The organism is Halomonas sp. H10-59 (assembly GCF_040070555.1).
Classification (GTDB): domain Bacteria; phylum Pseudomonadota; class Gammaproteobacteria; order Pseudomonadales; family Halomonadaceae; genus Halomonas; species Halomonas litopenaei.
In genome coordinates this window covers 4,062,956-4,088,660 of record NZ_CP098828.1, presented here as the reverse complement: position 1 = coordinate 4,088,660, position 25,705 = coordinate 4,062,956, and the positions used below count along the sequence as shown (strand labels likewise).

The window sequence follows — 25,705 nt, the reverse complement described above, 5'->3', positions numbered from 1 at the left end:
AGCGAAAAATACAAGGCATAACCATAACGTTCCGCTGACGAGGTAGCCACCATGACGACAACATCTTCCCCCGAGCGTATCGATAGTGAACTCACGACCCAGGTCGCCATCATCGGGGCCGGGCCCTCCGGACTGCTGCTGGGGCAACTGCTCAGCCGGGCCGGGATCGACAATGTGATCGTCGAACGCAAGAGCGGCGACTATGTGCTGGGACGTATTCGTGCCGGGGTGCTCGAGCAGGGCATGGTCGACCTGCTGCGTGAAGCCGGCGTCAGCGAACGCATGGATGCCGAGGGCCTGCCCCACGACGGCTTTGAGCTTGCCTTCGACAACCGCCGGGTACGCGTCGACCTTGCGGGGCACACCGATGGCAAGCAGGTGATGGTGTACGGCCAGACCGAAGTCACCCGGGACCTGATGGAAGCACGCGAGCGAGAAGGCGGTATCAGCTACTACGAGGCCAGCGACGTCACCCCCCATGATCTGGAGAGCGAGTCGCCCTCCCTCACCTTTCAGCATGAAGGCAAGGGGTACCGTCTGCGCTGTGCCTATGTGGCGGGGTGCGATGGATACCACGGCGTGTCACGCCAATCGATCCCGCAGGAGCGTCTGAAGACCTTCGAGCGGGTCTATCCGTTTGGCTGGTTGGGGCTGTTGTCCGATACGCCACCGGTGACCGATGAGCTGATCTACGCACGCCACGAGCGGGGCTTCGCCCTGTGCAGCATGCGGTCGGAGAATCGCAGCCGCTACTACGTGCAGGTGGGCCTCGATGAGAAGGTCGAGGACTGGTCCGATGAGCGTTTTTGGGACGAACTGAAACGGCGCCTGCCGGAAGACGTGGCCGAGACTCTGGTGACGGGACCTTCGATCGAAAAGAGCATCGCACCACTGCGCAGCTTCGTGGTCGAGCCGATGCAGTACGGTCGCCTGTTTCTGGTGGGGGACGCCGCCCATATCGTGCCGCCCACCGGTGCCAAGGGGCTGAACCTGGCGGCGAGTGACGTCAACACCCTGTATCGCCTGCTGGTGAAGGTGTTTAACGAAGGGCGCAGCGATCTGATCCCGCGCTACTCCGAGGTGTGCCTCAAGCGTATCTGGAAGGCCGAGCGCTTCTCCTGGTGGATGACGTCGATGCTGCATCGTTTCAGCGACGAGGAAGACTTCGAGGCGCGCATGCAATTGGCGGAGCTCGATTATCTGACCGGCTCGACAGCGGGCCTGACCACCATCGCCGAAAACTACGTGGGGCTGCCCTACGAACCCCTGGAGTAGCGTCATAGAGGTATCTGCCGGCGAGGGACCTGCGAGGGAAAAGCGGCTCTCGGTCAGGGGCAATACCGACATCGGGGCATCGACAGGGAAAGGTGCAATGGGGTCGACGTTGACCTGGTGAGGGCTCGGGGCGTGTCCTGCCGCTAGGCAGCTTCCGGTGCATCGCGTAAGGTCGTGATTCTGCTTCCCGGTCGATGTCGAACCCCATGAAACAAGAGAGCTTGACCCCATTTCAGATCCTGATTCTGATCCTCTCCTTTTACGTGCTTGGTGCCATGGCGGTGCAGGAGCTGAATGACCTGCCGCCGGAGGTCGATGACCTGATTTTCAAGCTGGACCTGGTGGTCTGCGGCTTCTTCTTTGCCGACTTCTGCATCCGTTTTCACCGTGCGGAAAGCAAGTGGCGCTTTATGCGCTGGGGCTGGATCGATCTGCTGGCGAGTATCCCGGTGAGCTTCTTGATGGCTGGCCGTCTGGTGCGCGTAGTGCAGATCATCCGCATGCTGCGCGCGATCAAGTCGGTACACCTGATCTGGAACCTGCTGTTTCGCAACAAGGCCAAGGGCATCTTCGCCTCGGTGGCCTCGGCCACGGTACTGCTGTTGATCTTCGGCTCGGTGGTGATCCTGGTGGTGGAAGGCCCCAATCCGGAAAGCGCCATCGATACCGCCGAGGAGGCGCTGTGGTGGGCCTTCGTCACCGTCACCACGGTGGGGTACGGCGATTACTATCCGGTGACGTCGCTGGGACGGGTGGTGGCGGCGCTGTTGATGGTGGCCGGTGTGGGTCTGTTCGGTAGCTTCGCGGCCTACGTCGGTTCACTGTTCATCGATGATCAGGAGGACGAGTCCGAACGGCTGCATCGGGTCAATCGAGACATGCTGCGAGAGTTGCACCGCGAGGTGCGAGAACTCAAGGCCGAGGTGGTGGCCCTGAGGGGGGCACTCGATGGGAGCAGCGACGCCCCGTCAAGCGGACAGGTTGCCCGTGAAGACCGGGCAGGCGGGTCTGATCAGGTGCCCGAGCCCGGTCCCGAACAGCTGCCGGGAGGCGATCCGCGCGAGTGACGCACACTCGCCGCTGCATCGCCTCCCGGGTGCTTCACTTGACCTCATACTGGCCTTCCCACACGCGGGCATCGTCCTGACCGGGGGCTCGGGTGGTCGCCCCCGGCGTGATGTCGTCGGCATGATCGGCGCGGTAGGCCTCCATGCGCTTCTTCATGCGGTGACGCACCAGCGGCATCAGCGCCAGTCCCACCAGGCTCAGCACCAGGGCCATCATGGTGGCCAGCACCAGGGTGACGGCGCCGACCAGGGTGGCGAGAGCCAGCTTGAAGCCACCCATCCGGCGGGTGGGGCGTGCCTGGCGAGCGCGTTGCTGCCAACGGGACGCCGCCCTCCAGGCGGCGTTGTGCTGGTAGTCGTCGGTGCTGAAGGAATGATCAGTCGTCATGCTGGACTCCGGTCACGTCAAGGGTATGGCGATCGAGGCGGACCTCGAGCTCCTGGTGCTGGGCGTCGTAGCCTTCGATCTCGATATCACCTGTACGGTCGACATCCAGCGAGCTGAACAGTTCCAGGCCGGCCGACTGGGCGGCGTCCAGCGCCTTGCCGACATCGTCGCCGCTGAGGCTCCAGGTCGGGATCTCGCTCTGGCGCCGCTGTTCGCCCAGCAGGCTGCCGTCACGCAGGTCCATGTCGACGTCCAGGCGCCAGCCGTCGTCGCGCCAGCCTTCCGCCTCGAAACGATCGCCGTCGTCGATACCCAGCTCATCGTAGTGGGTGAAGCCGTACTCCCCGGTGCTGGCCAGCAGGCGGTCGATCTCCTCCCGGTTGACGGCTTCATCGTCGGCCATGGCGTTGGTGGCGAGGGTACCGCTCAAGGTCAGGGCGGCCAGGCTCAGGGTGACAGTCTTGTTCATGCTGGGGACTCCATTCGCTGTTGAGGTAAGCTCACCGTGTGCTTGGTGATCTCGGCGAGTGGGACCATCCTGACAGGGGGGACCTGTCGCCAGCCTGACGGGATCGTTCATCTTTCATTCATCTGCAGTGGGTCAGACTTCGCCTCATGACCTCCAAGACACTTTTCTTGCTATGCACGTCCGTGATGGCCGCGAGCCTGGCCCAGGCCCCGCGCCCGAGCGACGACGTCAGCCTCGCGGCGCTGGCGAGCGAGTCGCTGGGTATCGGTTTCGCCCGCGCGGATGACGACTGGCGTGACTTGCACCAGGAGGTGCGTGAGGGCCGGCTGGTGGCGTTGCCGACGCTGCTGGACTGGCTCGATGAGCGCTACGACGGGCAGGTGCTCGAAGTGGAGCTCGAACGTGACGACGGCAGAATCCTCTACGAGATCGAACTGGTCGGCGCCCAGGGACAGGTCGTGGAGTTCGAGTTCGACGCAGGCAGTGGTGAGCTGTTGAGCATCGAAGGGGTCGGCATCGATGCCATGCAGCGCCCCGCGCCGCGCGATACCGACTAGCCCGCGGGGATCACCGCAATACAGGGATGACGCCGGAGGAGGCGTGGCATGAAGATTCTGCTGGTCGAGGATGACCAGGCGCTGAGCGAAGCGCTCGCCGCCTCCCTCGAGGAAGGCGGGCTGCTGGTGGAGGTCGCGGCGACCGGAGGCGAGGCGGATTTTCTGCTGCGCACCGAGCGCTACGACGCAGTCGTGCTCGACCTGGGACTGCCGGATGGCGATGGCACCCGCTGGCTGGCCCAGTGGCGCGACGACGACATCGACCTGCCGGTGCTGGTGCTGACCGCGCGAGAGCGCTGGTCCGACAAGGCTGCGGGCTTTTCTGCCGGGGCCGACGACTACGTCACCAAACCCTTCGAGACCGCCGAAGTCATGTTTCGGCTGCGGGCCCTGGTGCGCCGCAGCCACGGCCACGCCCACCCGGTGCTCAGCGCCGGGGCGCTCAGCTTCGACACCCACACGGGGGCCGTGACGCTGGCCGGCAGGCCGGTGGCGCTGACGGCTCAGGAGTCACGGTTGTTGTCCTACCTGATGCACGCCCGCGAGCGGGTGGTCAGTCGCGCCGAGCTGGCCGAGCACGTCTACGACCGTGACCATGAACCCGATTCCAACGTGATCGACGTCCAGATAAGTCGCCTGCGGCGCAAGCTCGGCAGCGAGCGGATCGAGACACGGCGCGGCGAGGGCTATCGCCTGGTGACCCCGGCGGGAGAGGATGCGCCGTGACGCCGCCGCGCGGTTCGCTGACCCGGCGGCTGCTGCTGGCGTCGCTGGTGCTGGTGCTGGTGATCCTGCCGCTGGTCGGCGGTGGGCTGTCCTACAGCTTTCGCGAATCCGCCTCGGCCTCGTTCGACGAACGCCTGTCGTCGATGCACCGGGTGCTGCTGGCGGCCCTGGATCGAGACTCCCAGAGCGGTGCCCTGGTGGTCAACGACAGTCTCGGCGATGCGCGCTTCGATCAGGTGTTCTCCGGTTGGTACTGGCAGATCAGCGACGGCGAGCGCCTGTCCCGGGGCTCGCGTTCGCTGTGGGATCAGCGCCTGCCGATCACCGCCTCCCCGGACACCGTCTGGCGCACCATCGAAGGGCCTCGTGGGCAGCGGCTGAGGCTGGTCGAGCGTTCCCTCAGGCTGTCGGGGCATCCCCACCCCGTTCACGTCAGCCTGGCGGTCAGCCGTCAGGAGCTCGATGCCGAAGTGGCACGCTTCGAATGGCTGCTATGGCTGTCGCTGCTTGGGCTCGGCGTGCTGTTGCTGACCGGCCTGGCGCTGCAGATCCGCTGGGGGCTGGCGCCCTTGAGGTCGCTTCACGCGGACCTGGCGGCGGTCAAGGGCGGCCAGCGGGAGCGCCTCGATACCCGGCTGCCGACCGAGCTCGCGGAACTGGCGGTGACCATGAACGAGGTGCTCGACCATGACCGACGGCTGATCGAGCGCGGTCGCGCCACCGCCGGCAATCTGGCCCACGCGCTCAAGACGCCGGTCAGCGTGTTGATGACCCAGGCGGAACGCCTTCCCGAGACCGAGCGAGCCAGGATGCGCCAGGAGCTAGGACGTATCGATGCTGCCGTGCGCCACCACCTGGCTCGTGCCAGCGCCGTCGGCAGCGCCGCCCTGGCCGCCAGGGTACGTCTGGCCAGAGTGCTGGCGCCGGTGCTGGACGGCCTGTCTCGGCTGGCCAGGCGTCGTGGTATCCATCTCGAGACCCGCGTGGCGGATGGGCTGGCGCTGCGCATCGATCCCAACGATCTGCAGGAGCTGACCGGCAACCTGCTGGAGAATGCCATCGACTGGGCGCGTACCCGGGTCGAGCTCGATCTCTGGCTCGAAGGCGACAGCGTGCGCCTGCGTCTGGAAGATAACGGTCCGGGCATGAGCGCGCAAGAGCGTGAGGCGGTACTCAAGCGCGGCGTGCGTCTGGATGAGCGCCGCCCCGGCAGTGGGCTGGGGCTTTCCATCGTCGAGGAACTGGTGTCGCTGTACGGCGGTACGATGACCCTGGATCGCGCGGCGCTCGGTGGACTGAGGGTAAGCGTCACGCTGCCCGGCGGCTTGCTGGAAAAGGCGCTGGCCGAGTAAGCCTGCGTTGTGCCGGTGTCCCTGGCTTGCGATGATGCAGGCTGTACGATCAGCCAGAGAGACGATGCGTGGACAAGTTCGAGGTCAAGCTGGACCAGGCCGCACGAGCCGCCTGGCTTTCCTATGTGGGTGGACAGACGCAGGATGAGATCGCCGCACAGCTTGGGGTCTCCCGGCCGGGCGTGCAGCGACTGCTGGCGCTGGCCAGGCAGGAAGGCCTGGTCAAGGTCCATATCGACCACCCCGTGGCCCACTGCACCGCACTGTCCCAGGCCATCCGTGAACGCTTCGAACTGGACTACTGCGACGTGGTGCCTGCGTCCGCCACCGCCGAGGACAGTACCCCCTACCTGGCGGTGGCCGGCGCCGAGCGTCTGTCACGCATCATCGAGCGCAGCGAGCCGCAGACCCTGTCGCTGGGCTCCGGCCGCTCGATTCGTGCGACGGTGGAGGCCTTGAGCCGGATCGACCGTCCACGTCATCGCTTCGTCTCGCTGGTCGGTAACGTGGCCAGGGACGGCTCGTCCAACCGCTACGACGGGGTCATGGTGGCGGCGGACAAGACCGGCGGCGAGCGCTACCTGCTGCCGACGCCGGTGGTCGCCAGTTCGGTCGAGGAGAAGCGGGCGCTGGCGGCACAGCCGCTGTTCCGCGCCATCGGCGAGGTGGCCGAACAGGCCAGCGCGGCCTTCGTCGGGGTAGGGCGGATCGATCGCCAGGCGACGCTGTTTCAGGATCATTTCATCAGCGAGTCGGAACTCGACGAGCTGCTGGCGCTGGACGCCGTGGGAGAGCTGGTGGGCTGGCCGATGGATGCCGATGGCCGGTTGATCGACTGCTCCACCAGTCAGCGAGTGACCAGCCTGCCGCTGACCACGCTGAAGCGTCAGGCGATGGTGGCGGTGGCCGGTGGCCGCGACAAGGGGCCGGCCATCCTGGCCGCGCTGCGCGGCGGCTGGTTGACCAGTCTGATCACCGACGATCAGGCGGCGCGCTATATCGTCGAGCGCCTTTCCTCGCAAATCTAGGCAGCGCGGCCGCTGTATCGTCGAGCGCCTTTGCCTGGCCCCCTTCCTGACACCCTTCCTGGCACCCTCGCGCCCCGGCGGCTCGCCGGGGCGCGAGGGTGTTGTCTGACGCGCTTCTTCGTCACTTCGTGTGGATCTGGCCTTCATGCCTTCACGCCTGCTGGTGCTGCAACTGCTGCTCCTTGCGCGCGGTGATCGCCTTGAGCTTGAGCGATGCCAGCATCCCGACGATGCCCATGCAGGCGATGTAGCCGAAGTACAGCTGGTAGGCGGTGACCGCCTCGAAGCGTGCCGACAGGAAGCCGTAGATCTGTGGCAGGAAGATGTCCGGGGTGTAGGCGAGCAGCGAGATTACGCCGATGGCCAGTCCCGCCACCTCTATGGAAATATCGCAGTCATCGAGTATCGCCCAGTACAGTCCGCGCAACGCATAGGTGAGCACACCGATCATCAGCACCACCGCCAGCAAGGCCACCGTGCCCACCGAGGTCGGCATCAGGATCAAGGTGGCCAGAAAGGCGGTGGCGCCTAGAAACAGCAGTGCCAGCACATTGGTCTTGCCGAAGCGGTCACCGAGAAAGCCGGCGGTGATGCCGCCGATAGGGCGCATCCACAGCTTGGCCACGGTGATGGCGCCGGCGGCGACGGCGGTGACGCCATATCCCTCCTGGACATAGGCCGAGAAGGAATAGGTCGCCCAGAACAGCTGGTAGCCGCACAGGATGATAAGGGCAACCAGCCACAGCGCCGGAATCGACGCCAGATGCTTGAGGTCGGCGAGTACATTGCCGCTGGTCTTGATCTTCTTGGCGCGTATCTCGGAGCCGTCATGGCGAGTGAAGAAAATGAAGGTCAAGGCGGCGATCACCAGACAGGTGAACGAATACATGTAGACCACCACCTTGAGCGCCTCGGTGGTGTTGTCCTGCTGGTCGTTGAGGTAGTAGGCGAACAGGCTGATCGCAATGGTCGCCAGGATCGCCTCGATCAGTCCGCGCCCGCCATCGAGGATACCGAAGAAGCGGCCCTGCTCGTCTTTCTTGGCCAGCATCTTCACCCCCTTCAGCATCGCCGACCAGAAGGTCAGCCCCGAGGTCAGTCCCCAGCCGAGAAAGACCATCGTCAGCATGACGCCGGAAGGGATGGTCGCGAACAGTAATCCGAGCAGCCCGGTGCCGGCCATGGAGACCGTCACCAGCAGGCGGGGCGAGAACTTGTCGGCGAGCCAGCCGCTGGGCAGGTAGCACAGGAAGAACACGACACCCAGCATGGAATAGAAGTTACCGAGTTCACTCGAGGTGATGTCGAAGACCTCGAGGATCGGTGTTTCGAAATTCTGGCGCAGGTAGAGCAGGGGGTAGATGGACCCGGCCGCCAGCAGCATCAGACTGAACTGGAAGTAGCGCTTGCGATTGGACTTGTTGGCGATGGCCGGAGGCAGAGCAGCGTGGTCTGTCATTGTTGTGGCTCCCTCGATCCAGGATCGATTGGCTTGGCATGCGTGGTGGCGTGGGGCCTGCAGGCATGCTCGGCGAGGCCCTGGCCGGCGCTTCACGCAAGGGCCCCGGGGCACCGGACGAGAAGGCAGGGAACTAAATGACAGGTCGCGCGGTGGATCTGCAGAAGTGCCGCAAAGGACGCATCGAACTGCCGGATCAGCGATCGATCGAAGCCTAGGAGGCGGGTCTGAGAGCGTCAATTTTATTCCATATAGGGAATAAGATTTCTATATATGGAAAATAAGGAGAGGGTTAAAGTAATTGTTTGATTTTAAAGAAAGTACTGACTGTTACAACGGCTTTTCGAGGTAAGGGGCCAGGCTGAAGCCAGGGGCGGGAAACTACCATGGGAGGATGAAAAGCCTTTAAACAACAAGGTAATGAAGAGGCTGAATATCTAATATTTGCTGTTTTGTGCGAGCTCGGTGAAGGCCAGACGTTTGGCTGATTTACGTCGATGAGTGGTTGCCGGGGCAGGGGCTGAAAGGCGTCCGTGTACCGCTAAAGTCTAAAGCTATCGGCTTTGCGTTTTGTGTGGCTGTGTCCGATCATTTGATCATCAAGTGATTTGATTGATCATTTTCTGGGAGAGGTATCCGCAGCGTTGGCTTGCTCGGATGCACGCAAGGCCCGACCACCACGACGAGTCCGAGGATTCGCGTCGGCGGTACAACAATATCCCCGCCAAGCGGGTAACGATCAGGAGTGCGCCATGAAGCCGTCTTACACCCTCCGTCCTCTTTGCGCGGCGCTGTCCAGGCCGCTGGTGCCGGCAAGCGCGCTGGTGCTGTCGCTGGGCGCGTCAGCCGCCCAGGCCGAGACCATCACCGTCGCCACCGTCAACAACAACGACATGGTGATCATGCAGAGCCTGACCGAAGCGTTCGAGAAGGCGCATCCGGACATCACCCTCGACTGGGTGGTACTGGAAGAGAACGTGCTGCGTCAGCGCATGACCACGGATATCGCCACCCAGGGTGGCCAGTTCGACGTCATGACCATCGGCAGTTACGAGGCCCCAATCTGGGCCGAGCGGGGCTGGCTCGAGCCGCTGGATGATCTGCCCGAGAGCTATCAGGTCGATGACCTGCTGGGACCCGTGCGCGATGGCCTGAGCCACGAAGGCAGCCTCTACGCGCTGCCGTTCTACGCCGAAAGCTCGATGCTCTACTACCGCAAGGATCTGTTCGCCGAGGCCGGTATCGAGATGCCCGAGCAGCCCACCTGGAGCCAGGTGCGCGACTGGGCAGAAGCCCTGCATGACGACGACGGCGAAGTGGCCGGCATCTGTCTGCGTGGCAAGCCGGGCTGGGGCGAGAACATGGCCTTCGTCTCCACCTTGACCAACACCTTCGGTGGCCGCTGGTTCGACATGGACTGGAACGCCCAGATCGACAGCCCGGCCTGGCAGGAGGCGGTCGCCTTCTACGTCGACCTGCTCGACAACTACGGTCCGGCCGGTGCCAGCTCCAACGGCTTCAATGAAAACCTGGCGCTGTTCTCGCGCGGCAACTGTGCCATGTGGGTGGACGCCACCTCGGCGGCGGGCAAGCTGTTCGATGCCGACGAGTCCCAGGTCGCCGACCAACTGGGCTTCGCCCCGGCGCCGGTGGCCGAGACCCCCAAGGGCTCTCACTGGCTGTGGGCCTGGGCGCTGGCCATCCCCGCTTCTTCGGATGCCAAGGATGCGGCTCGTCAGTTCGTGACCTGGGCCACCTCGCCGGAGTACGTGGCCCTGGTCGGCGAGCGTGAAGGCTGGACCAGCGTGCCCCCCGGCACTCGCCAGTCCACCTACGACAACGCCGAGTACATCGAGGCCGCGCCCTTCGCCAGCTTCGTGGTCGACGCCATCAGCAAGGCCGACCCGCTCGACTCGAGCCTCGAGCCGAACCCCTACGTGGGCGTCCAGTTCGTCGGCATCCCCGAGTTCCAGGCCATCGGCACCCAGGTCGGCCAGATGGTGGCCTCGGCCCTGACCGGCGAGACCAGCGTCGAGCAGGCGTTGTCCGCCGCCCAGCGGGCCACCGAGCGCACCATGAAGCGCGCCGGCTACACCGACTGAAGCTCGTTCGCGGGCCGGCCTCCCACGGTCGGCCCCTGGCTCCGATCGCCTGCGGACTTACCCCGCAGGCCTGACCAAGCGTGATCCCCCATGAACAAGAACCGTACTTCCGGGCGCACCGTCGGAGGGCTTCGCACCCTCTCGCTGCAGGCGCCGGCCGTTACTCTGCTGCTGCTGTGGATGATCGTGCCGCTGGCGATGACCGTCTGGTTCTCGTTTCAGCGCTACAACCTGTTGATGCCGAGCATGACCGGCTTTGCCGGTTTCGAGAACTACGAATACCTGCTAACCGACCCGGCGCTGTGGTCGGCGATGGGCACCACCCTGCTGCTGGTGGGCTGGGTACTGGCCATCACCGTGGTCGGTGGCACCCTGCTGGCGGTGCTGTTCCAGCAGGACTTCATGGGGCGCGGCGTCGCCCGAGTGCTGGCGATCTCGCCGTTCTTCGTGATGCCCACGGTCAGCGCCCTGGTGTGGAAGAACATGATGATGCACCCGGCCAACGGCGTATTCGCCTGGCTCGCCGAGAGCCTGGGGCTGCCGGCGGTGGACTGGTTCTCGAGCCTGCCGCTGACCTCGATCATCATCATCGTGTCCTGGCAGTGGCTGCCCTTTGCGCTGCTGATCCTGCTGACCGCGATGCAGTCGCTGGATGACGATCAGGTCGAGGCGGCGCGCATGGATGGTGCGGGCCCGGTGGCGATCTTCTTCTACATCACCCTGCCGCACCTGAAGCGTGCCATCAGCGTGGTGGTGATGATCGAGATGATCTTCCTGCTGACGATCTTCGCCGAAATTTTTGTCACCACCTCGGGCGGACCGGGGCTGGCCACCACCAACCTGGCCTACCTGATCTACATCCGCGCGCTGCTCGACTTCGACGTGGGCACCGCCTCCGCCGGCGGCGTCATCGCCATCATCCTGGCCAACATCGTCGCCATCTTCCTGGTGCGCATGGTGGCCAAGAACCTCGAGCAGTAGCGCCTTGCGGCCGCTGACGACCCATCGACCAACAACAAGCTGACGAGGTGCACCACATGACCACCACCACTACCACCGGCGACAGCGTCAAGGCGCCGGTCGCCGACGCCGGGCGAGGTGCCTCGGCCCTGCGCGCCCAGCGCAGGCGCAAGTTCGGCATCACCCTGCTGGGCTGGGGCGTGGCCCTGATCATATTCTTTCCGATCTTCTGGATGATCGTCACCGGCTTCAAGACCGAAGCCGAGGCCATCGCCGATCCCAGTCTGATCTTCACCCCGACGCTGGAAAGCTATGTCGAGGTACAGGAGCGAGCCGACTATCTCAAGTTCGCCTGGAACAGTGTTGTCGTTTCCTTTGGTTCGACCCTGCTGGCGCTGTTGATCGCGGTGCCCTCGGCCTATGCCATGGCCTTTTTGCCGACCAAGCGCACCAAGGGCACCCTGCTGTGGATGCTGTCCACCAAGATGCTGCCCTCGGTGGGCGTGCTGGTACCGATCTATCTGCTGTTTCGCGACTTCGGCCTGCTCGATACCCGCATCGGCCTGACCATCGTCTACACCTTGATGAACCTGCCGATCGTGGTGTGGATGCTTTACACCTTCTTCAAGGACCTGCCCAGGGAGATTCTGGAAGCGGGCCGCATGGACGGTGCCAGCACCTTCCAGGAGGTGTGGTACCTGCTGCTGCCGCTGACCCTGCCGGGGATCGCTTCCACCGGATTGCTGTCGGTGATCCTGAGCTGGAACGAGGCCTTCTGGAGCCTGAACCTGACCACCTCTCAGGCGGCGCCGTTGACCGCTTACATCGCTTCCTTCTCCAGCCCCGAGGGACTGTTCTGGGCCAAGCTGTCGGCGGCCTCGACCATGGCCATCGCGCCGATCCTGATTTTTGGGTGGTTGACTCAGAAACAAATGGTCCGTGGCCTGACCTTTGGCGCGGTGAAGTGAGCGAACTGATCGACGAGAAACTTCGGCTGGCGCTCTTCACAAGCCCAGAAACAAATGGTCCGTGGTCTGACCTTCGGCGCGGTGAACGACGCACCACCAGACAGATATTCCAGGCGGCGCCGAGGCGCCCCTGACAGAACTTCGAGGACAACAAGATGGCAACACTGACACTCAACCAGGTGGTCAAGAGCTTCGGCGACACCCACGTCATCAAGGGCGTCGATCTGGAGGTCAAGGACCAGGAATTCGTGGTCTTCGTCGGCCCGTCCGGCTGCGGCAAGTCAACTCTTTTGCGGATGATCGCGGGACTCGAAAGCACCAGTGACGGCGATATCGTCATCGACGGCCAGCGGGTCAACGACCTGGGGCCGGCGGAGCGGGGGCTGGCCATGGTGTTCCAGAGCTATGCGCTGTACCCCCACATGACGGTGGAGGACAACATGGGCTTCAGCCTCAAGCTGGCGGGGGTGTCCCAGCAGGAACGCCGCCAGAAAGTGCTGGACGCGGCGAAGATCCTGCAGCTGGAGCCCCTGCTCGAGCGCAAGCCCAAGGCGCTTTCCGGCGGTCAGCGCCAGCGTGTGGCGATCGGCCGCGCCATCGTGCGCAACCCCAGCATCTTCCTGTTCGACGAGCCATTGTCCAACCTGGACGCGGCGCTTCGGGTACAGATGCGCATCGAACTGGCGCGTCTGCACGAAGAGCTCAAGGCGACCATGATCTATGTGACCCACGACCAGATCGAGGCCATGACCATGGCCGACAAGATCGTGGTGCTCCAGGGCGGCGTGGTGGAACAGGTCGGCTCGCCGATGGAGCTGTATCACCATCCGCGCAATCGTTTCGTGGCGGGGTTCATCGGCTCGCCCAAGATGAACTTCCTGAAGGTCGAGGCCGTTGCCGGCGACGCCCAGGGGGTCGAGGTGCGTGTGCCGGGCGGCGATACCGTCAAGGTGCCGGTGGAAGGCGATGAGGTGGCCCAGGGCCAGGCGCTGGAGCTCGGCATCCGTCCCGAGCATCTGATGCTCGACGACCAGGGACCGCTGAAGGCCAGCGTCAGCGTGATCGAGCGGCTGGGCGGACAGACCTCGCTGTACGTGGAGATGGACGGCGACTTGCTGACGCTGATGGTGGATGGCGACGTGACCCACCGGGTGGGAGACGAGATCCGCTTCGGCTTCGAGCCGGGCCGGGCACATCTGTTCGGTGAGCAGGGTCTGGCGCTGGCAAGCCTGGAGCGTCACCCGCTGGCATCGCTGACCCGCCAGGACAATCGTGCCGCCAGTACCGCGGAAGCCTGAGGAGCGACCATGACGACCCTGATCTTCGACTGCGATGGCGTGCTGGTGGACAGTGAGGTGATCGCCGAGGCGACCCTGGCCGAGCGGCTGGCCGAGTGGCTACCCGACCTCGACGTCGAGGCGGCCCTGAATGAAGCCCTGGGCCGCACCACCGCGGCGATTCTCGAACTTCTCGACGGCCAGAGCGCCCACGCGCTGCCCAAGGACGCGCTGGCCCTGCTCGACGACGAGATCGAAGCCCGCCTCGCTCGCGAACTCACCGCCATCGATGGCGTGGCGCAGGCGCTGTCGGCGATTCCCGGTGCCAAGGCGGTGGTCTCCAACAGTCGTCGTCAGCGGGTCGTCGCTTCGTTGTCGCGTACCGGTCTGGATCAGGTACTGGGCACGGCGCCGATCTTCTGTGCCGAGCAGGTCGACAAGCCCAAGCCCGATCCCGGCGTCTACCTGCTGGCCGCCGAGACCCTGGGGGTCAGCCCTGGTGCCTGCCTGGTGGTCGAGGACTCCATCGCCGGTGCCAGCGCCGCGCTGGCCGCCGGCATGACGGTCATCGGCTTCGTCGGGGCAAGCCATCTGCCCGCCGATCACGCAGAACGGCTGAGCCAACTCGGTGTGTGGCAGGTGATGACCCATATGGCGCAATTGCCCGCCCTGGTGTCCAACTGGCAGCAGCGTCAGCAGGCCAGCGTATGAAAGACGGCTCTGTTGGCCCGGTGGCGGGCAAGCTCCAGGACAAGACCGCCGTGATCACCGGTGGTGCACGCGGGATCGGGCTCGCCATCGCCCGGCGTTACGCCGAGGAGGGCGCGCGCGTGGTGATCGCGGATGTCGACAGCGAGGCCATCGAGCAGGCGCTGGAAGGTTTCGACCGTGAGCGTGCGATGGGTACTGCGCTGGATGTCCGCGACAACACCGCCATCACTGCTATGGTTCGAAAGGTAGAGAAACGTTTTGGCGGTATCGACGTGCTGGTCAATAATGCGGCGGTATTTGGCATGGCGCCGGTGCTCGAGGTGGATGAGGCCGACTTCGAGCGCCAGTTCGCGGTCAACGTCAAGGGGCTGTTCTTCACCCTGCAGGCGGTGGCCAGGGCCATGGTCGAGGCGAAACGTGGCGGTGTCGTCATCAATATGGCCTCCCAGGCCGGGCGGCGTGGCGAGCCTCTGGTCAGCACCTACTGCGCCACCAAGGCAGCGGTGATCAGTCTGACCCAGTCCTGCGCGCTGGACCTGATTCGCCACGGTATCCGTGTCAACGCTATCGCCCCGGGGGTGGTCGATACCCCCATGTGGGACGAGGTCGATGCCCTGTTCGCCCGCTACGAGGGACGCCCCCTGGGCGAGAAGAAACGACTGGTCGGCGAGGCGGTGCCCTGTGGCCGCATGGGGCGACCGGACGATTACGCCGGCGCTGCGGTGTTTCTGGCCAGCGCCGACAGCGACTATGTCATCGCCCAGACCCTGAACGTCGATGGCGGCAATTGGATGAGTTGAGCCACGGGCACGAGCGAGGTGACAGATGACCCCCACCATGGAAGCGATCGCTGACGAACTGCTGACGCGCAGCGAGGGCAGGGCGCGCTATATCGTTGCTCTGGCCGGCCCGCCGGGGGCCGGCAAGTCCTTTCGCTCCGCCTGGCTGGCGCGTCAGCTCAACGAGCGGCAACCCGGCGTCGCTGAGGTGGTGCCCATGGATGGCTATCACTTCGACAACGGCGTACTCGAATCGCAGGGGCTGCTGCCCATCAAGGGCGCACCGGAAACCTTCGATGTGGATGGCCTGCGCCATGACCTGGCGCGGCTGAAGCGAGCCGACCGGGACGTGGCCGTACCGGTATTCGACCGACCGCTGGACCTGGCGCGTGCGGGCGCCCGGGTGATCACGCCCGGTCATCGGGTGCTGATCGTCGAGGGCAACTACCTGCTGCTGGATCACGGGCCCTGGCCGGCGCTGGCGGACTACTTCGACTTCAGCCTGTTTCTCGAGGTCGCCGATACGGTGCTCGAGCAGCGATTGATCGAGCGCTGGCTCGGCATGGGCCAGGACCAGGCCGGGGCCATCGCCAAGACCCGGGACAAGGACATGCTCAACGCGCGCCTGATCAAGACCCGCTCGATCACCGCCGATCTCCACTGGCACTAGCCAATCCCATTTTTGGAAAGCGGCTCTGCTTTCTCATTGTTCATCTGGCGGAGAGCCTTCATGACACGACTTTGCAACGCGGAACTGGCTGGCCTCGCTCCGCATCTCTCGGTGCCCAGCTACGATCGTCGGGCGCTGACACCGGGCATCGCCCATTTCGGCGTCGGCGGTTTTCATCGGGCCCATCAGGCCATGTACCTGGATCGTCTGATGGAAGCCGGGCAGGCCCATGACTGGGGTATCGTCGGCATCGGCGTGATGCCAGGCGACAAGCGCATGCAGGAGGCGCTGGCCAGCCAGGACCACCTCTATACCCTGGTGGTCAAGCATCCCGATGGCGCGCTGGAACCACGCGTCATCGGTTCGATCATCGATTACCGGTTCGCGCCGGACGACCCCGAGGCGGTGATAGAGACACTGTCGGACCCGACCATCCGGATCGTCTCGTTGACGGTGACCGAGGGCGGCTACAACGTCCACCCGGTCACCGGCGAGTTCGATCTCGATGCCGCCGAGGTGGTGTATGACCTGTGCAACCCCGAGCGTCCGCGTACCAGTTTTGGCCTGATCGTGGCGGCGATCGAGCGCCGGCGCGAGCGCGGCATCCCGCCCTTCACGGTGATGTCCTGCGACAACATCCCGGGCAACGGCGAGGTGGCGAGGCGCATGTTTACGGCCTTTGCCTACGCTCGTGATCGCGCGCTCGGGCAGTACGTCGAGGCGGAAGTGCCTTTCCCCAGTTCAATGGTCGATCGCATCACGCCGATGACCACGCCGGGCGACATCGAGGAGCTTTCCGAGCGCTTCGGACTGGAAGACGCCTGGCCGGTGATCTGCGAACCCTTCACCCAATGGGTGCTGGAGGATCATTTTGCCAGTGACCGACCGGCGTTTGATGAGGTCGGCGTGCAGCTGGTCGAGGACGTCGAGCCCTACGAGCTGATGAAGCTCAGGTTGCTCAACGCAGGCCACCAGGCGCTTTGCTATGTCGGCTATCTGGCCGGCTATCGTTACGCCCATGAGGTCTGTCAGGACCCGCTGTTCATCGACTTCCTGCTTGGCTACATGGCCGAGGAGGGCAGCCCGACACTGCCTCCGGTCCCTGGCGTCGATCTCGATCAGTACCGGCACACCCTGATCGAGCGCTTCGCCAATCCCGAGGTGCGGGACACGCTATCGCGGCTTTGTGCTGAAAGCTCGGACCGAATCCCGAAGTGGCTGTTGCCGGTCATTCGTCACCAGCTCGAACACGGCGGCGAACTCAAGCGTTCTGCCGCGGTGGTGGCAAGCTGGGCGCGCTACGCCGAAGGCGTGGACGAGCAGGGCCAGCCCATCGTGATCGTCGATCGCTGGAAGGATCGGCTGACCGAGCTCGCCGGTTCCCAGCGCGAGCACCCCACCGCCTTTATCGAGAACCGTGAGCTATTCGGGGATCTCGCCGACTCGCCGCGCTTCGTGGTGGCCTACGTCGAGGCGCTGAAGCTGTTGCAGGACAAGGGCGCCAGGGCGACCCTGGAGGCGCTGGCGTCCTGACCCACCGGTGAGCGCGTCGGCTTCGACGCACCGTGTCGATGCGCCAACGAGGAATCTTTTCATGTATCTCGGTGTGGATTGTGGCACCCAGAGCACCAAGGTGGTGGTGGTGGATCTGGCGCGTGGCGCCACCATCGGCGAGGCCAGTCGACCCCACCGCATGATCGAGGGCGCCAGAGGACGGCGCGAGCAGGACCCGGCACAGTGGATCGAGGCCTTTATCGGCGCCTTCCACGCGGCGATCGCGTCGGCCGGTGTCAGCGCCGGTGATATCCGCGGCATCGGTGTCTCCGGCCAGCAGCATGGCATGGTGGCGCTGGATGCCAGGGACCAGGTGCTGTATCCGGCCAAGCTGTGGTGCGATACCGAGACCCATGCCCACAACCAGGCCCTGATAGGCGCTCTGGGCGGGGAAGAGGGCTGCCTGACGCGGCTCGGCCTGGTGCCTCAGACCGGCTACACCGCCTCCAAGGTGGCCTGGCTGCGCGAGCACCATCGCGACATCTATGATCGCGTGGATGGCGTGCTGTTACCCCACGACTACCTCAATCTGTGGTTGACCGGCGAGCGTGTCAGCGAGGCGGGAGACGCCTCGGGTACCGGTTATTTCGATAGTCGCTCACGGCACTGGAGTCCTGAGGTGTGGCAGTGGATCGCCCCGGAGCTAGACCCGGCCCGGGCGCTGCCAAGACTGATCGATTCCCGCGACACGGCAGGGCAGGTCCGGCCGGTGCTGGCCCGGGAGCTGGGGCTTTCCCCAGGCGTCGCGGTCGCCAGCGGCGGCGGAGACAATATGCTCGGCGCCATCGGCACCGGCAACATCGTGCCGGGCAAGGTGACCGTGAGCCTTGGCACCTCGGGTACCGTCTGCGCCCACTCCGATCACCCGGTGCTGGCCGGTTCCGCCATGGTCGCCAACTTCTGCGCCAGCCACGCGGGCTGGCTGCCGCTGGTCTGCACCATGAACACCACCTCGGCCACCAATCGCGTGCGTGAGCTGTTCGGTCTCGACCTGGCGGGGTTCAACCAGGCCCTGGCCCAGGCGCCTGTGGGCGCCGATGGCGTGACGGTCTTGCCGTTCTTCAACGGCGAACGGGTACCGAGCCTGCCCGAGGCCAGCGCCTCCTTTCTCGGCCTGACCAGCCGCAACACCAGCCCCGCCCATCTGTGTCGCGCGGTGGTGGAGGGCGCTACCTTCTGTCTGCGCTACGGCCTTGACCTGATGGGGCCGCTGGCCGACCAGGCACGCCAGATTCGGCTGATCGGCGGCGGCGCCCACAGCGCCGCCTGGCGCCAGATGGTGGCGGACATCACCGCCACCGAGGTGGTGTGCCCCCGGGTGACCGACGCCGCCGCGCTTGGCGGCGCCATCCAGGCGGCCTGGTGTGCCAGGGAGGGCGAGCTGGACGAGCTGTGTCAGACGCTGGTCCAGCTGGATGAAGGCTCCCGGGCCGAGCCCGACGCAGGCCGAGTCAAGCGCTATGGTGAGGTCTACCTGGGCTGGCTGGTCGCCCTCGATCGTCTGCATGGATGACAGCTGAGGCTCCGCCCGCTAGCGTTGGAACATGTCGGGCCAGCCCGCTCGTCTCAATGCCGTGCAGCGAGGACGCCATGCCTATTCCACCGCCATCGTCACCTTTACCGTCTGATTCGCCCACCTCACCGCCCGGCGCTTCATCCTCTGCTCCGTCCGTGGGCGAGGGCGCCACCAGCCCTGCCCAGCGCGAGATCCTGGCGCTGGGAGCGCTTGCGCTGTCCCGGGCGATCCATGCACGAGAGCTTAGTTGCCGCGAGGTGATGGACGCCTACCTGGCACAGATCGACGCGGCCAACCCGGTGGTCAACGCCATCGTCTCTCGCCGTGACCACGAGGTGCTGATGGAAGAGGCCGGGGAGTGCGACCGCGAACTGGCGGCGGGGCGCTCTCGCGGCTGGCTCCACGGCATTCCCCAGGCGATCAAGGACCTTTCGGCCACGCGTGACCTGCCGACCTCGATGGGCTCGCCCTTGTTCAAGGGTCAGGTGCCACAGCAGGACGGCATCATGGTCAGGCGGATGCGTGAGGCCGGTGCCATCTTTGTCGGCAAGACCAACACGCCGGAGTTTGGCCTCGGTTCCCAGACCTACAACCGCGTCTTCGGCGCGACCCGCAACGCCTTCGATCCCGCCCTGTGCGCCGGTGGCTCCAGCGGCGGGGCCGCTGCCGCCCTGGCCATGCGCATGCTGCCGGTGGCCGATGGCAGCGACATGATGGGGTCTTTGCGAAACCCCGCCGCCTACCACAACCTGTTCGGGATGAGGCCTTCCTTCGGTCGCGTTCCCCATGGTCCAGGCCCTGATATCTTCGGCCATCAGCTGGCCACCGAAGGGCCCATGGCGCGCAGCGTCGGCGACCTTGCCAGGCTGCTGGCGACCCAGGCCGGGGCCCACCCCCGCGCTCCCCTGTCACTCGCCGATGATCCCGAGCGTCTCGCCGATCCGTTCGATGACGCTGACGCGGCGTCGGGCCTGCGTATCGGCTGGCTCGGCGACTGGCAGGGCTACCTGGCGATGGAAGAGGGTGTGCTGGACGTCTGCCAGGGGGCGCTGTCGGTGTTCGAGCGCCTCGGTGCCCGGGTCGAGCCGGTGGTGCCGGAGATGTCACCCGAGCGGCTGTGGCAAAGCTGGCTGGTGCTGCGCCAGTGGGCGGTGGCGGGCAGTCTGTCAGAGGTCTGGGCCGACGATAGCCGTCGTTGCCAGCTCAAGCCCGAGGCCTGCTGGGAGGTCGAGCAGGGCATGGGCCGAACGGCGCTGGATGTGCACCGCGCCAACGTCGAGCGCAGTGCCTGGTACGCCTGTCTGCTCGGACTGTTCGAGCGCTTCGATGCGCTGGCCCTGCCCAGCGCCCAGGTATTTGCCTTCGACGTCGACACACCCTGGCCCGGGCAGATCGCCGGGCGAACGATGGACACCTACCATCGCTGGATGGAGGTGGTGATCGCCGGCTCCCTGTCGGGGTGCCCGGTGATCAATCTGCCCGCAGGCTTCAACCCGCACGGCCAGGCCATGGGCGTCCAGCTCATCGCTCCCCATCGCCGTGATCGCGACCTGCTGCGCTGGGCTCATGCCTTCGAGCAGGCCGCACCCGACTGGCTCGAGCGCGAGCCCTAATGGCGTACGCCCAAGGCTCAGCCTCCGCGTTGAGGCCCCGTCGCGCCACGTTGCCTGGCGGGGCTCAGCCTTGCCATACCTCAGCGACCAGGCGGTAGCTCTCGAGGCGATCCTCCAGGGCATAGGTGTCGGTGTTGATCATCAGCTCATCGGCCTGGGTGCGTTCGAGCAGGCGCTCCAGACCGTCGCGCACCGTCGCCGGGCTGCCGATCACCGCGGCGCCAAGAAACCCTTCCACCTGGGCGCGCTCCATGGGGGTCCAGTCCAGCGTCGCCACCGGTGGCCGGGCGCGTCCGCGCTGGCCGCGAATCAGGCCCAGAAACTTCTGTCGGGCGGTGCTGGCGAGGTAGTCGGCGCGCTCGTCCGTGGCGGCGGCCAGCACCGGCAGACCGACCATGGCGTAGGGCGCCGCGAGCACCTCGGAGGGGCGGAAGTCGCGGCGATAGATGGCCAGCGCTTCGTCGAGCTGGGCCGGGGCGAACTGGGCGGCGAAGGCAAAGGGCAGCCCCTTGTGGGCGGCTAGCTGGGCGCTGTACAGGCTCGAGCCCAACAGCCAGATCGGTACTCGGGTGCCCTGGCCGGGCACCGCCCGGACCCGCTGCTCCGGTCGGGCATCGCCAAGAAAGCCTTCCAGTTCGGCCAGACGCTGGGGGAAGTCCTCGACGCCAGCGTGTGGATCGCGGCGCATCGCCGCCATGGTGGCCGCGTCCGAGCCCGGTGCCCGGCCCAGTCCCAGATCAATGCGGCCCGGATAGAGCGTCTCCAGGGTGCCGAACTGTTCGGCGATCACCAGCGGTGGATGGTTCGGCAGCATGATGCCGCCGCTGCCCACGCGGATGCGTGAGGTCTTCTCCGCCAGGTGTCCGATCAGTACCGAGGTCGCCGCGCTGGCGATCCCCTCCAGCCCATGATGCTCGGCCAGCCAGTAGCGGGTGAAGCCAAGCGATTCGCTCAGGCGGGCCAGGGCAACGCTGTCATGGAAGCTGTCGGCGACGGTGCCGCCATCCCGGATCGGCGCCAGGTCCAGGACCGAAAGGGGCGTAGTGTCGAGACGGGCCATGGGGCTCTCCTTTTCTTGGGCCGAGTTTCTGGCCGAGTTTCTGGCCGGGTTCTTGGTCAGGTTTCTGGCCGGGCCTGTAGCCGGGCTTTTGGCCGGGAAAATTCGTACCTGAGGCGACGAATTTGGCGGATGTTTTGCTGCGCCGGCTGGCGGGCGGTGGATTCCGCTGTCTTGGTGGCGAACTTCACTATGATGTCACCGAGGTGCCTCATCGGTGCTTCGACTCTCCAGTGGCAGTCCAGTGTCAGCTTAGTGCCAAGCCGGATCGGTGGGCTGCCCGGGGATGATAGATAACAACCTAACTGTTATCAAAGTACGGGTCTGCAAAGGCTGCTCGGCGAATGCCCGGGCAGAAGCGTTCGATAAGGAGCGTCCGAGCGTGGTCTTCGCCGGAGCGGCGCTGCACAGGCCTTCCAACAAGCAGTCGAACAAAAGGAAGGCGATATGCAACGCAATGAAGGACAGCGGGTCTTTTACGTCTCCGCGATCATCATCCTGATTCTGGTGGCCCTGGGGGCCATGTTCCCTGAAGGTTTCGGCGAAGTCGCCAGTCGCGCCCTGGGAGGCGTATCCCACTATTTTGGCTGGTTCTATCTGCTGTCGGTCACCGGCATCGTGGTATTCCTGCTCGGCCTTGCCATGAGCAAGTACGGCAAGGTGCGCCTGGGGCCGCAGGACGGCAAGCCAGAATACGGCTTCTTTTCCTGGGTCAGCATGCTGCTGGCCGCCGGCTTCGGGGTTGGCCTGGTGTTCTACGGCATGGCCGAGCCCATGACCCACTATATTGCACCACCCTACGCAGACATGACGCCGGAAAGCGCGGAGTCGGCCCGGTACGCGATTCAGTACAGCTTCTTCAACTGGGGGATTCATCAGTGGGCGGCCTTCGCTCTGGTGGGCTTGATCATCGCCTACTACCAGTTTCGCAAGGAGCAGGCGGGCCTGGTGTCGGTGGTGCTGCGTCCGCTGACCGCCAAGCGACCGGGGCTGCGCAAGTTCAACGGCGCCCTGGACGTCTTTGCCGTGGTGGCTACGGTGATGGGGGTGGCGACCTCGCTGGGGCTGGGCGTGCTGCAGACCAACGGCGGCCTGCACGCGGTGTTCGGCATCCCGGAGAACGGCCTGTGGCAGTTCATCATCCTGTTCTGCATGTTCCTGGCCTACATGGCGTCCACCTGGTCGGGCCTGGACAAGGGGATCAAGCGACTGTCCAACCTCAACATGATCATGTGTATCGCCATGATGGTCTACGTGCTGGCCACCGGCCCCACCATCAAGCTGCTGGAGACCATTACCCTGGGACTGGGCGACTACCTGCAGAACTTCTTCGTGATGAGCCTGCGCATGTCGCCCTACAACGATAATCCCTGGGCCCAGAACTGGACCATCTTCTACTGGGCCTGGGTCATCGCCTGGTCGCCCTTTGTCGGCACCTTCGTGGCGCGCATCTCCAAGGGGCGCACCATCAAGGAGTACGTGTTCGGCGTGCTGTTCGTGCCGCCACTGCTGGCCTGCCTGTGGCTGGGCGTGTTCGGTGGCACCGCCATCCATATGGAACTGGCCAACGAGGGCCTCGGCCTGGCCCAGGCGACCCAGGACAACATCACCGTGGCGCTGTTCGAGATGTTCGATCTGATGCCCTTCTCGGGACTCTTGTCGGTGATGGCGATGATGCTGATCTTCATCTTCCTGGTGACCTCGGCAGACTCGGCGTCCTATATCGTTGCCCAGATGACCGACAACGGCTCGATCAATCCTCCTCTCTACAAGCGGGTGCTGTGGGGTGTGCTGATCGCCGCCATCTGCCTGACGCTGATCGCCGCTGGCGGCCTCAAGGGACTGCAGTCGGCATCGGTACTGTCGGCGCTGCCGTTCACCTTCATCCTCTACATGATGGTGATCGTACTGGTGAGAGAGCTGCGCAAGGATCGCAAGCTGATGCTCGACGGTCTCTATCAGCACTACCGCGAGATGCCGGTCGGTGCAGACGCCTTCGAGGCGCGTGACCAGGCCAAGACCGAAGGCATGGAGCCCCCCGAGGAAGCGCTGAAAATGGATGACAGTGAGGAGGGTGGCTCCAGCGAGGCGATGGCCACACCGAAACCGCAGTAACCACGTGGTGGCGGCCGGGCCTCGATCACCCGTCTGTGATAGCCCCGGCTGGTAAGGGACAGGCGGAGCCAGACCTGACCGCAGGAAACCAGAAGGCCCGCCCCATGGCGGGCCTTCTGCTATGTCGTTAACTGACGGCGCTATTGGAGGCACTATTTCCGACACTATTGCCGGCACTATTTCCAGCACTATTGCCGGTACCCTAGGGTGCCGGCAATTTTTTGTGCCGAATCGAATATTCGCCTACCGTGATGGAGAGTCCGACTTTTGTTAGGGTGCTACGCCCCTCACATCATGACCGCCGTCTGGCAAGGAGTGTCCATGAACGGTCGAGCGCTGCAGGAGCGCCTGCCGCTGTCTGGCAAGGATCGCGTCTTTCGTCTATCTGCCCTTATCATCATCGCCCTGGTCGCCGTGGGCGCCAGTTTCCCCGACGCCTTCGGTGACGCCGCCAACACCGCGCTGAGCCAGGTGACCCACTACTTTGGCTGGTTCTACCTGATGGCGGTGTTCGCCTTCGTCATCTTTCTGGTGGCGCTGGCGATGAGCAAGTACGGCAAGGTGCGCCTGGGGCCCCAGGATAGCACCCCCACCTACGGCACCTTTTCCTGGATCAGCATGTTACTGGCGGCCGGCTTCGGCGTCGGTCTGGTGTTCTACGGCATGGCCGAGCCCATGACCCACTTCGCCGAGCCTCCCTATGGCGCGGTCCCCGCCGAAAGCGTGGAAGCGGCGCGCTACGCCATCCAGATGAGCTACTTCAACTGGGGGGTGCACCAGTGGGCGGCATTCTCGCTGGTCGGGCTGATCATCGCCTACTTCCAGTTTCGCAAGGACCAGGCCGGGCTGGTCTCCTCGGTGCTGTCGTCGATGACCGCCAAGCGCCCGGCGCTGCGCCCCTACACCGACTGGCTCGACATCTTCGCCGTGGTCGCCACGGTGATGGGGGTGGCGACCTCGCTGGGGCTCGGGGTACTGCAGGTCAATGGTGGCCTCAATGCGGTCTTCGGACTGCCGGAAAGCGGCCTTTGGCAGGCGGGCATCCTCGGGGTGATGTTCGTGGCGTACATGGCCTCGACCTGGTCGGGGCTCGACAAGGGCATCAAGCGATTGTCCAACCTCAATATGGCGCTGTGCATCGCGATGATGCTGTACGTGCTGTTCACCGGCCCCACGGTCAAGATCCTCGAGACCATCACCCTGGGCATCGGCGACTACCTGCAGAACTTCATCGGCATGAGCCTCAAGATGTCGCCCTACAACGATGACCCCTGGGCTTCCAGCTGGACCATCTTCTACTGGGCGTGGGTGATCGCCTGGTCGCCCTTTGTCGGCACCTTCGTGGCTCGGGTCTCGCGGGGGCGGACCATCCGCGAATACGTACTCGGTGTGCTGGTGGTGCCGCCGCTGCTGGCGTGTCTGTGGATCGGGGTGTTCGGCGGGGCGGCCCTGCATATGGAGCTGGGCGGTGATGCCGGCCTGGCCGCCGCCACCCAGGACAATATCACCGTGGCACTGTTCGAGATGTTCGACCTGATGCCGTTTTCCACGGTGCTGTCGGTGCTCGCCATGATCCTGATCTTCATCTTTCTGGTCACCTCGGCAGACTCCGCCTCCTTTATCGTCGCCCAGATGACCGACCATGGCTCCATCGCGCCGCCGCTGTACAAGCGGATCTGCTGGGGGCTGTTGATTGCCGCCATCTGTCTGACGCTGATCGTTGCAGGTGGGCTCAAGGGACTGCAGTCTGCCGCCGTGCTGGCGGCCCTGCCGTTCTCGTTCATCCTGTTCGGGATGATGTTCGTGCTGGTCAAGGAACTGCAGGCGGATCGCCGCAACATGCTGTCACAGCTGTACCGTCAGCATGGCGAGACCCCGGTGGGCGCGGATCCGTTCGAGGCCGGCAATCTGGCCGAGGAGGAGCGTCTGCGGCGCGCCCCCAACGTGGTCAACCGGCGCATCAACCACTGAGGTGACGTCGACCGGCACCGGCGATCTGTGACCCCGGGCGAGCACCGTCAAACGAAACTTGGCGCAAAATGCAGTATCTACGATGCATTGG

The 25,705-nt window shown here is 64.9% G+C and carries 22 protein-coding genes; 18 read left to right on the top strand and 4 right to left on the bottom strand.

Annotated elements, in window-relative coordinates; all coding sequences use genetic code 11:
- Positions 1-51: 51 nt before the first annotated feature.
- A complete protein-coding gene (gene pobA, locus NFG57_RS17715) occupies positions 52-1,275 on the top strand; it encodes a 4-hydroxybenzoate 3-monooxygenase (RefSeq protein ID WP_108132227.1) in 1,224 nt (407 codons plus the stop codon).
- Between the two features lie 221 nt (positions 1,276-1,496).
- The gene (locus NFG57_RS17710; RefSeq protein WP_348814881.1) at positions 1,497-2,342 is read left to right on the top strand and encodes an ion transporter; all 846 of its coding nucleotides are present in this window, start codon (positions 1,497-1,499) and stop codon (positions 2,340-2,342) included.
- Positions 2,343-2,376: 34 nt separating this feature from the next.
- On the opposite strand, the gene NFG57_RS17705 is transcribed toward NFG57_RS17710, so the two are convergent.
- Together NFG57_RS17705 and NFG57_RS17700 are read right to left on the bottom strand one after the other, a co-directional pair.
- The gene (locus NFG57_RS17705) at positions 2,377-2,730 is read right to left on the bottom strand and encodes a hypothetical protein (protein ID WP_045994631.1); all 354 of its coding nucleotides are present in this window, start codon (positions 2,728-2,730) and stop codon (positions 2,377-2,379) included.
- On the bottom strand, positions 2,720-3,199 hold the full coding sequence (locus NFG57_RS17700) for a PepSY domain-containing protein (protein ID WP_348814880.1): 480 nt from the start codon (positions 3,197-3,199) through the stop codon (positions 2,720-2,722). Before NFG57_RS17700 ends, NFG57_RS17705 begins: the two co-directional genes overlap by 11 nt.
- 167 nt (positions 3,200-3,366) lie before the next feature.
- Here NFG57_RS17700 and NFG57_RS17695 point away from each other — a divergent pair, with 167 nt between their 5' ends.
- The 4 genes from NFG57_RS17695 to NFG57_RS17680 all read left to right on the top strand — a co-directional run bounded on the left by NFG57_RS17695 (position 3,367) and on the right by NFG57_RS17680 (position 6,862).
- The gene (locus tag NFG57_RS17695) at positions 3,367-3,756 is read left to right on the top strand and encodes a PepSY domain-containing protein (RefSeq protein WP_348814879.1); all 390 of its coding nucleotides are present in this window, start codon (positions 3,367-3,369) and stop codon (positions 3,754-3,756) included.
- Positions 3,757-3,804: 48 nt separating this feature from the next.
- Positions 3,805-4,482: a response regulator transcription factor gene (locus NFG57_RS17690; RefSeq protein WP_045994628.1), complete on the top strand. Its 678-nt coding sequence runs from the start codon at positions 3,805-3,807 to the stop codon at positions 4,480-4,482.
- Positions 4,479-5,834, top strand: coding sequence for a HAMP domain-containing sensor histidine kinase (locus tag NFG57_RS17685; protein ID WP_348814878.1), 1,356 nt, complete (start codon positions 4,479-4,481; stop codon positions 5,832-5,834). The genes NFG57_RS17690 and NFG57_RS17685 overlap by 4 nt, the downstream gene beginning before the upstream one ends.
- 68 nt (positions 5,835-5,902) lie before the next feature.
- On the top strand, positions 5,903-6,862 hold the full coding sequence (locus tag NFG57_RS17680; RefSeq protein WP_045994626.1) for a sugar-binding transcriptional regulator: 960 nt from the start codon (positions 5,903-5,905) through the stop codon (positions 6,860-6,862).
- A 151-nt stretch (positions 6,863-7,013) separates the two neighbouring features.
- Here the strand turns inward: NFG57_RS17680 and NFG57_RS17675 are convergent, their stop codons facing one another.
- Positions 7,014-8,321 carry an MFS transporter gene (locus NFG57_RS17675; protein WP_348814877.1) on the bottom strand — a complete coding sequence of 436 codons (1,308 nt, stop codon included), beginning with the start codon at positions 8,319-8,321 and terminating at the stop codon, positions 7,014-7,016.
- Positions 8,322-9,073: 752 nt separating this feature from the next.
- Between NFG57_RS17675 and NFG57_RS17670 the strand changes: the two genes are divergently transcribed.
- The 10 genes from NFG57_RS17670 (at position 9,074) to NFG57_RS17625 (ending at position 20,471) form a co-directional block, all read left to right on the top strand.
- The gene (locus NFG57_RS17670; protein WP_108450158.1) at positions 9,074-10,423 is read left to right on the top strand and encodes a sugar ABC transporter substrate-binding protein; all 1,350 of its coding nucleotides are present in this window, start codon (positions 9,074-9,076) and stop codon (positions 10,421-10,423) included.
- 90 nt (positions 10,424-10,513) lie between these two features.
- On the top strand, positions 10,514-11,404 hold the full coding sequence (locus NFG57_RS17665) for a sugar ABC transporter permease (protein ID WP_045991261.1): 891 nt from the start codon (positions 10,514-10,516) through the stop codon (positions 11,402-11,404).
- Between the two features lie 56 nt (positions 11,405-11,460).
- On the top strand, positions 11,461-12,351 hold the full coding sequence (locus NFG57_RS17660) for a carbohydrate ABC transporter permease (RefSeq protein ID WP_045991260.1): 891 nt from the start codon (positions 11,461-11,463) through the stop codon (positions 12,349-12,351).
- Between the two features lie 155 nt (positions 12,352-12,506).
- Positions 12,507-13,649, top strand: a complete 1,143-nt coding sequence (gene ugpC / locus NFG57_RS17655) for a sn-glycerol-3-phosphate ABC transporter ATP-binding protein UgpC (protein WP_045991259.1) — start codon at positions 12,507-12,509, stop codon at positions 13,647-13,649.
- A gap of 9 nt (positions 13,650-13,658) precedes the next feature.
- Positions 13,659-14,339, top strand: a complete 681-nt coding sequence (locus NFG57_RS17650; RefSeq protein WP_213231605.1) for an HAD-IA family hydrolase — start codon at positions 13,659-13,661, stop codon at positions 14,337-14,339.
- Positions 14,336-15,139, top strand: a complete 804-nt coding sequence (locus tag NFG57_RS17645) for an L-iditol 2-dehydrogenase (protein WP_348814876.1) — start codon at positions 14,336-14,338, stop codon at positions 15,137-15,139. The genes NFG57_RS17650 and NFG57_RS17645 overlap by 4 nt, the downstream gene beginning before the upstream one ends.
- 25 nt (positions 15,140-15,164) lie before the next feature.
- Entirely contained in the window at positions 15,165-15,788 is a 624-nt protein-coding gene (locus tag NFG57_RS17640) for a nucleoside triphosphate hydrolase (protein ID WP_108132238.1), read from the top strand.
- Positions 15,789-15,848: 60 nt separating this feature from the next.
- Positions 15,849-17,321: a mannitol dehydrogenase family protein gene (locus tag NFG57_RS17635; protein WP_348814875.1), complete on the top strand. Its 1,473-nt coding sequence runs from the start codon at positions 15,849-15,851 to the stop codon at positions 17,319-17,321.
- A 61-nt stretch (positions 17,322-17,382) separates the two neighbouring features.
- On the top strand, positions 17,383-18,855 hold the full coding sequence (gene xylB, locus NFG57_RS17630) for a xylulokinase (RefSeq protein WP_348814874.1): 1,473 nt from the start codon (positions 17,383-17,385) through the stop codon (positions 18,853-18,855).
- Positions 18,856-18,932: 77 nt separating this feature from the next.
- Positions 18,933-20,471: an amidase gene (locus NFG57_RS17625; protein ID WP_348814873.1), complete on the top strand. Its 1,539-nt coding sequence runs from the start codon at positions 18,933-18,935 to the stop codon at positions 20,469-20,471.
- A gap of 64 nt (positions 20,472-20,535) precedes the next feature.
- Here the strand turns inward: NFG57_RS17625 and NFG57_RS17620 are convergent, their stop codons facing one another.
- A complete protein-coding gene (locus NFG57_RS17620; protein WP_348814872.1) occupies positions 20,536-21,531 on the bottom strand; it encodes an LLM class flavin-dependent oxidoreductase in 996 nt (331 codons plus the stop codon).
- Positions 21,532-21,975: 444 nt separating this feature from the next.
- On the opposite strand from NFG57_RS17620, the gene NFG57_RS17615 reads away from it, so the two are divergent.
- Both NFG57_RS17615 and NFG57_RS17610 read left to right on the top strand, forming a co-directional pair.
- Positions 21,976-23,643 carry a BCCT family transporter gene (locus NFG57_RS17615; RefSeq protein WP_222569970.1) on the top strand — a complete coding sequence of 556 codons (1,668 nt, stop codon included), beginning with the start codon at positions 21,976-21,978 and terminating at the stop codon, positions 23,641-23,643.
- Between the two features lie 321 nt (positions 23,644-23,964).
- The gene (locus tag NFG57_RS17610; RefSeq protein WP_045991251.1) at positions 23,965-25,614 is read left to right on the top strand and encodes a BCCT family transporter; all 1,650 of its coding nucleotides are present in this window, start codon (positions 23,965-23,967) and stop codon (positions 25,612-25,614) included.
- Positions 25,615-25,705: the final 91 nt, after the last annotated feature.

Bases quoted from the DNA above. Each gene is read 5' to 3' on its own strand.
- NFG57_RS17675 (WP_348814877.1), bottom strand. From the start codon at position 8,321: ATGACAGACCACGCTGCTCTGCCTCCGGCCATCGCCAACAAGTCCAAT.
- NFG57_RS17635 (WP_348814875.1), top strand. From the start codon at position 15,849: ATGACACGACTTTGCAACGCGGAACTGGCTGGCCTCGCTCCGCATCTC.
- NFG57_RS17705 (WP_045994631.1), bottom strand. From the start codon at position 2,730: ATGACGACTGATCATTCCTTCAGCACCGACGACTACCAGCACAACGCC.
- NFG57_RS17625 (WP_348814873.1), top strand. From the start codon at position 18,933: ATGCCTATTCCACCGCCATCGTCACCTTTACCGTCTGATTCGCCCACC.
- ugpC (WP_045991259.1), top strand. From the start codon at position 12,507: ATGGCAACACTGACACTCAACCAGGTGGTCAAGAGCTTCGGCGACACC.
- NFG57_RS17700 (WP_348814880.1), bottom strand. From the start codon at position 3,199: ATGAACAAGACTGTCACCCTGAGCCTGGCCGCCCTGACCTTGAGCGGT.
- NFG57_RS17645 (WP_348814876.1), top strand. From the start codon at position 14,336: ATGAAAGACGGCTCTGTTGGCCCGGTGGCGGGCAAGCTCCAGGACAAG.
- NFG57_RS17665 (WP_045991261.1), top strand. From the start codon at position 10,514: ATGAACAAGAACCGTACTTCCGGGCGCACCGTCGGAGGGCTTCGCACC.
- NFG57_RS17640 (WP_108132238.1), top strand. From the start codon at position 15,165: ATGACCCCCACCATGGAAGCGATCGCTGACGAACTGCTGACGCGCAGC.
- NFG57_RS17615 (WP_222569970.1), top strand. From the start codon at position 21,976: ATGCAACGCAATGAAGGACAGCGGGTCTTTTACGTCTCCGCGATCATC.
- NFG57_RS17670 (WP_108450158.1), top strand. From the start codon at position 9,074: ATGAAGCCGTCTTACACCCTCCGTCCTCTTTGCGCGGCGCTGTCCAGG.
- NFG57_RS17620 (WP_348814872.1), bottom strand. From the start codon at position 21,531: ATGGCCCGTCTCGACACTACGCCCCTTTCGGTCCTGGACCTGGCGCCG.
- NFG57_RS17610 (WP_045991251.1), top strand. From the start codon at position 23,965: ATGAACGGTCGAGCGCTGCAGGAGCGCCTGCCGCTGTCTGGCAAGGAT.
- NFG57_RS17690 (WP_045994628.1), top strand. From the start codon at position 3,805: ATGAAGATTCTGCTGGTCGAGGATGACCAGGCGCTGAGCGAAGCGCTC.
- pobA (WP_108132227.1), top strand. From the start codon at position 52: ATGACGACAACATCTTCCCCCGAGCGTATCGATAGTGAACTCACGACC.
- NFG57_RS17660 (WP_045991260.1), top strand. From the start codon at position 11,461: ATGACCACCACCACTACCACCGGCGACAGCGTCAAGGCGCCGGTCGCC.
- NFG57_RS17650 (WP_213231605.1), top strand. From the start codon at position 13,659: ATGACGACCCTGATCTTCGACTGCGATGGCGTGCTGGTGGACAGTGAG.
- xylB (WP_348814874.1), top strand. From the start codon at position 17,383: ATGTATCTCGGTGTGGATTGTGGCACCCAGAGCACCAAGGTGGTGGTG.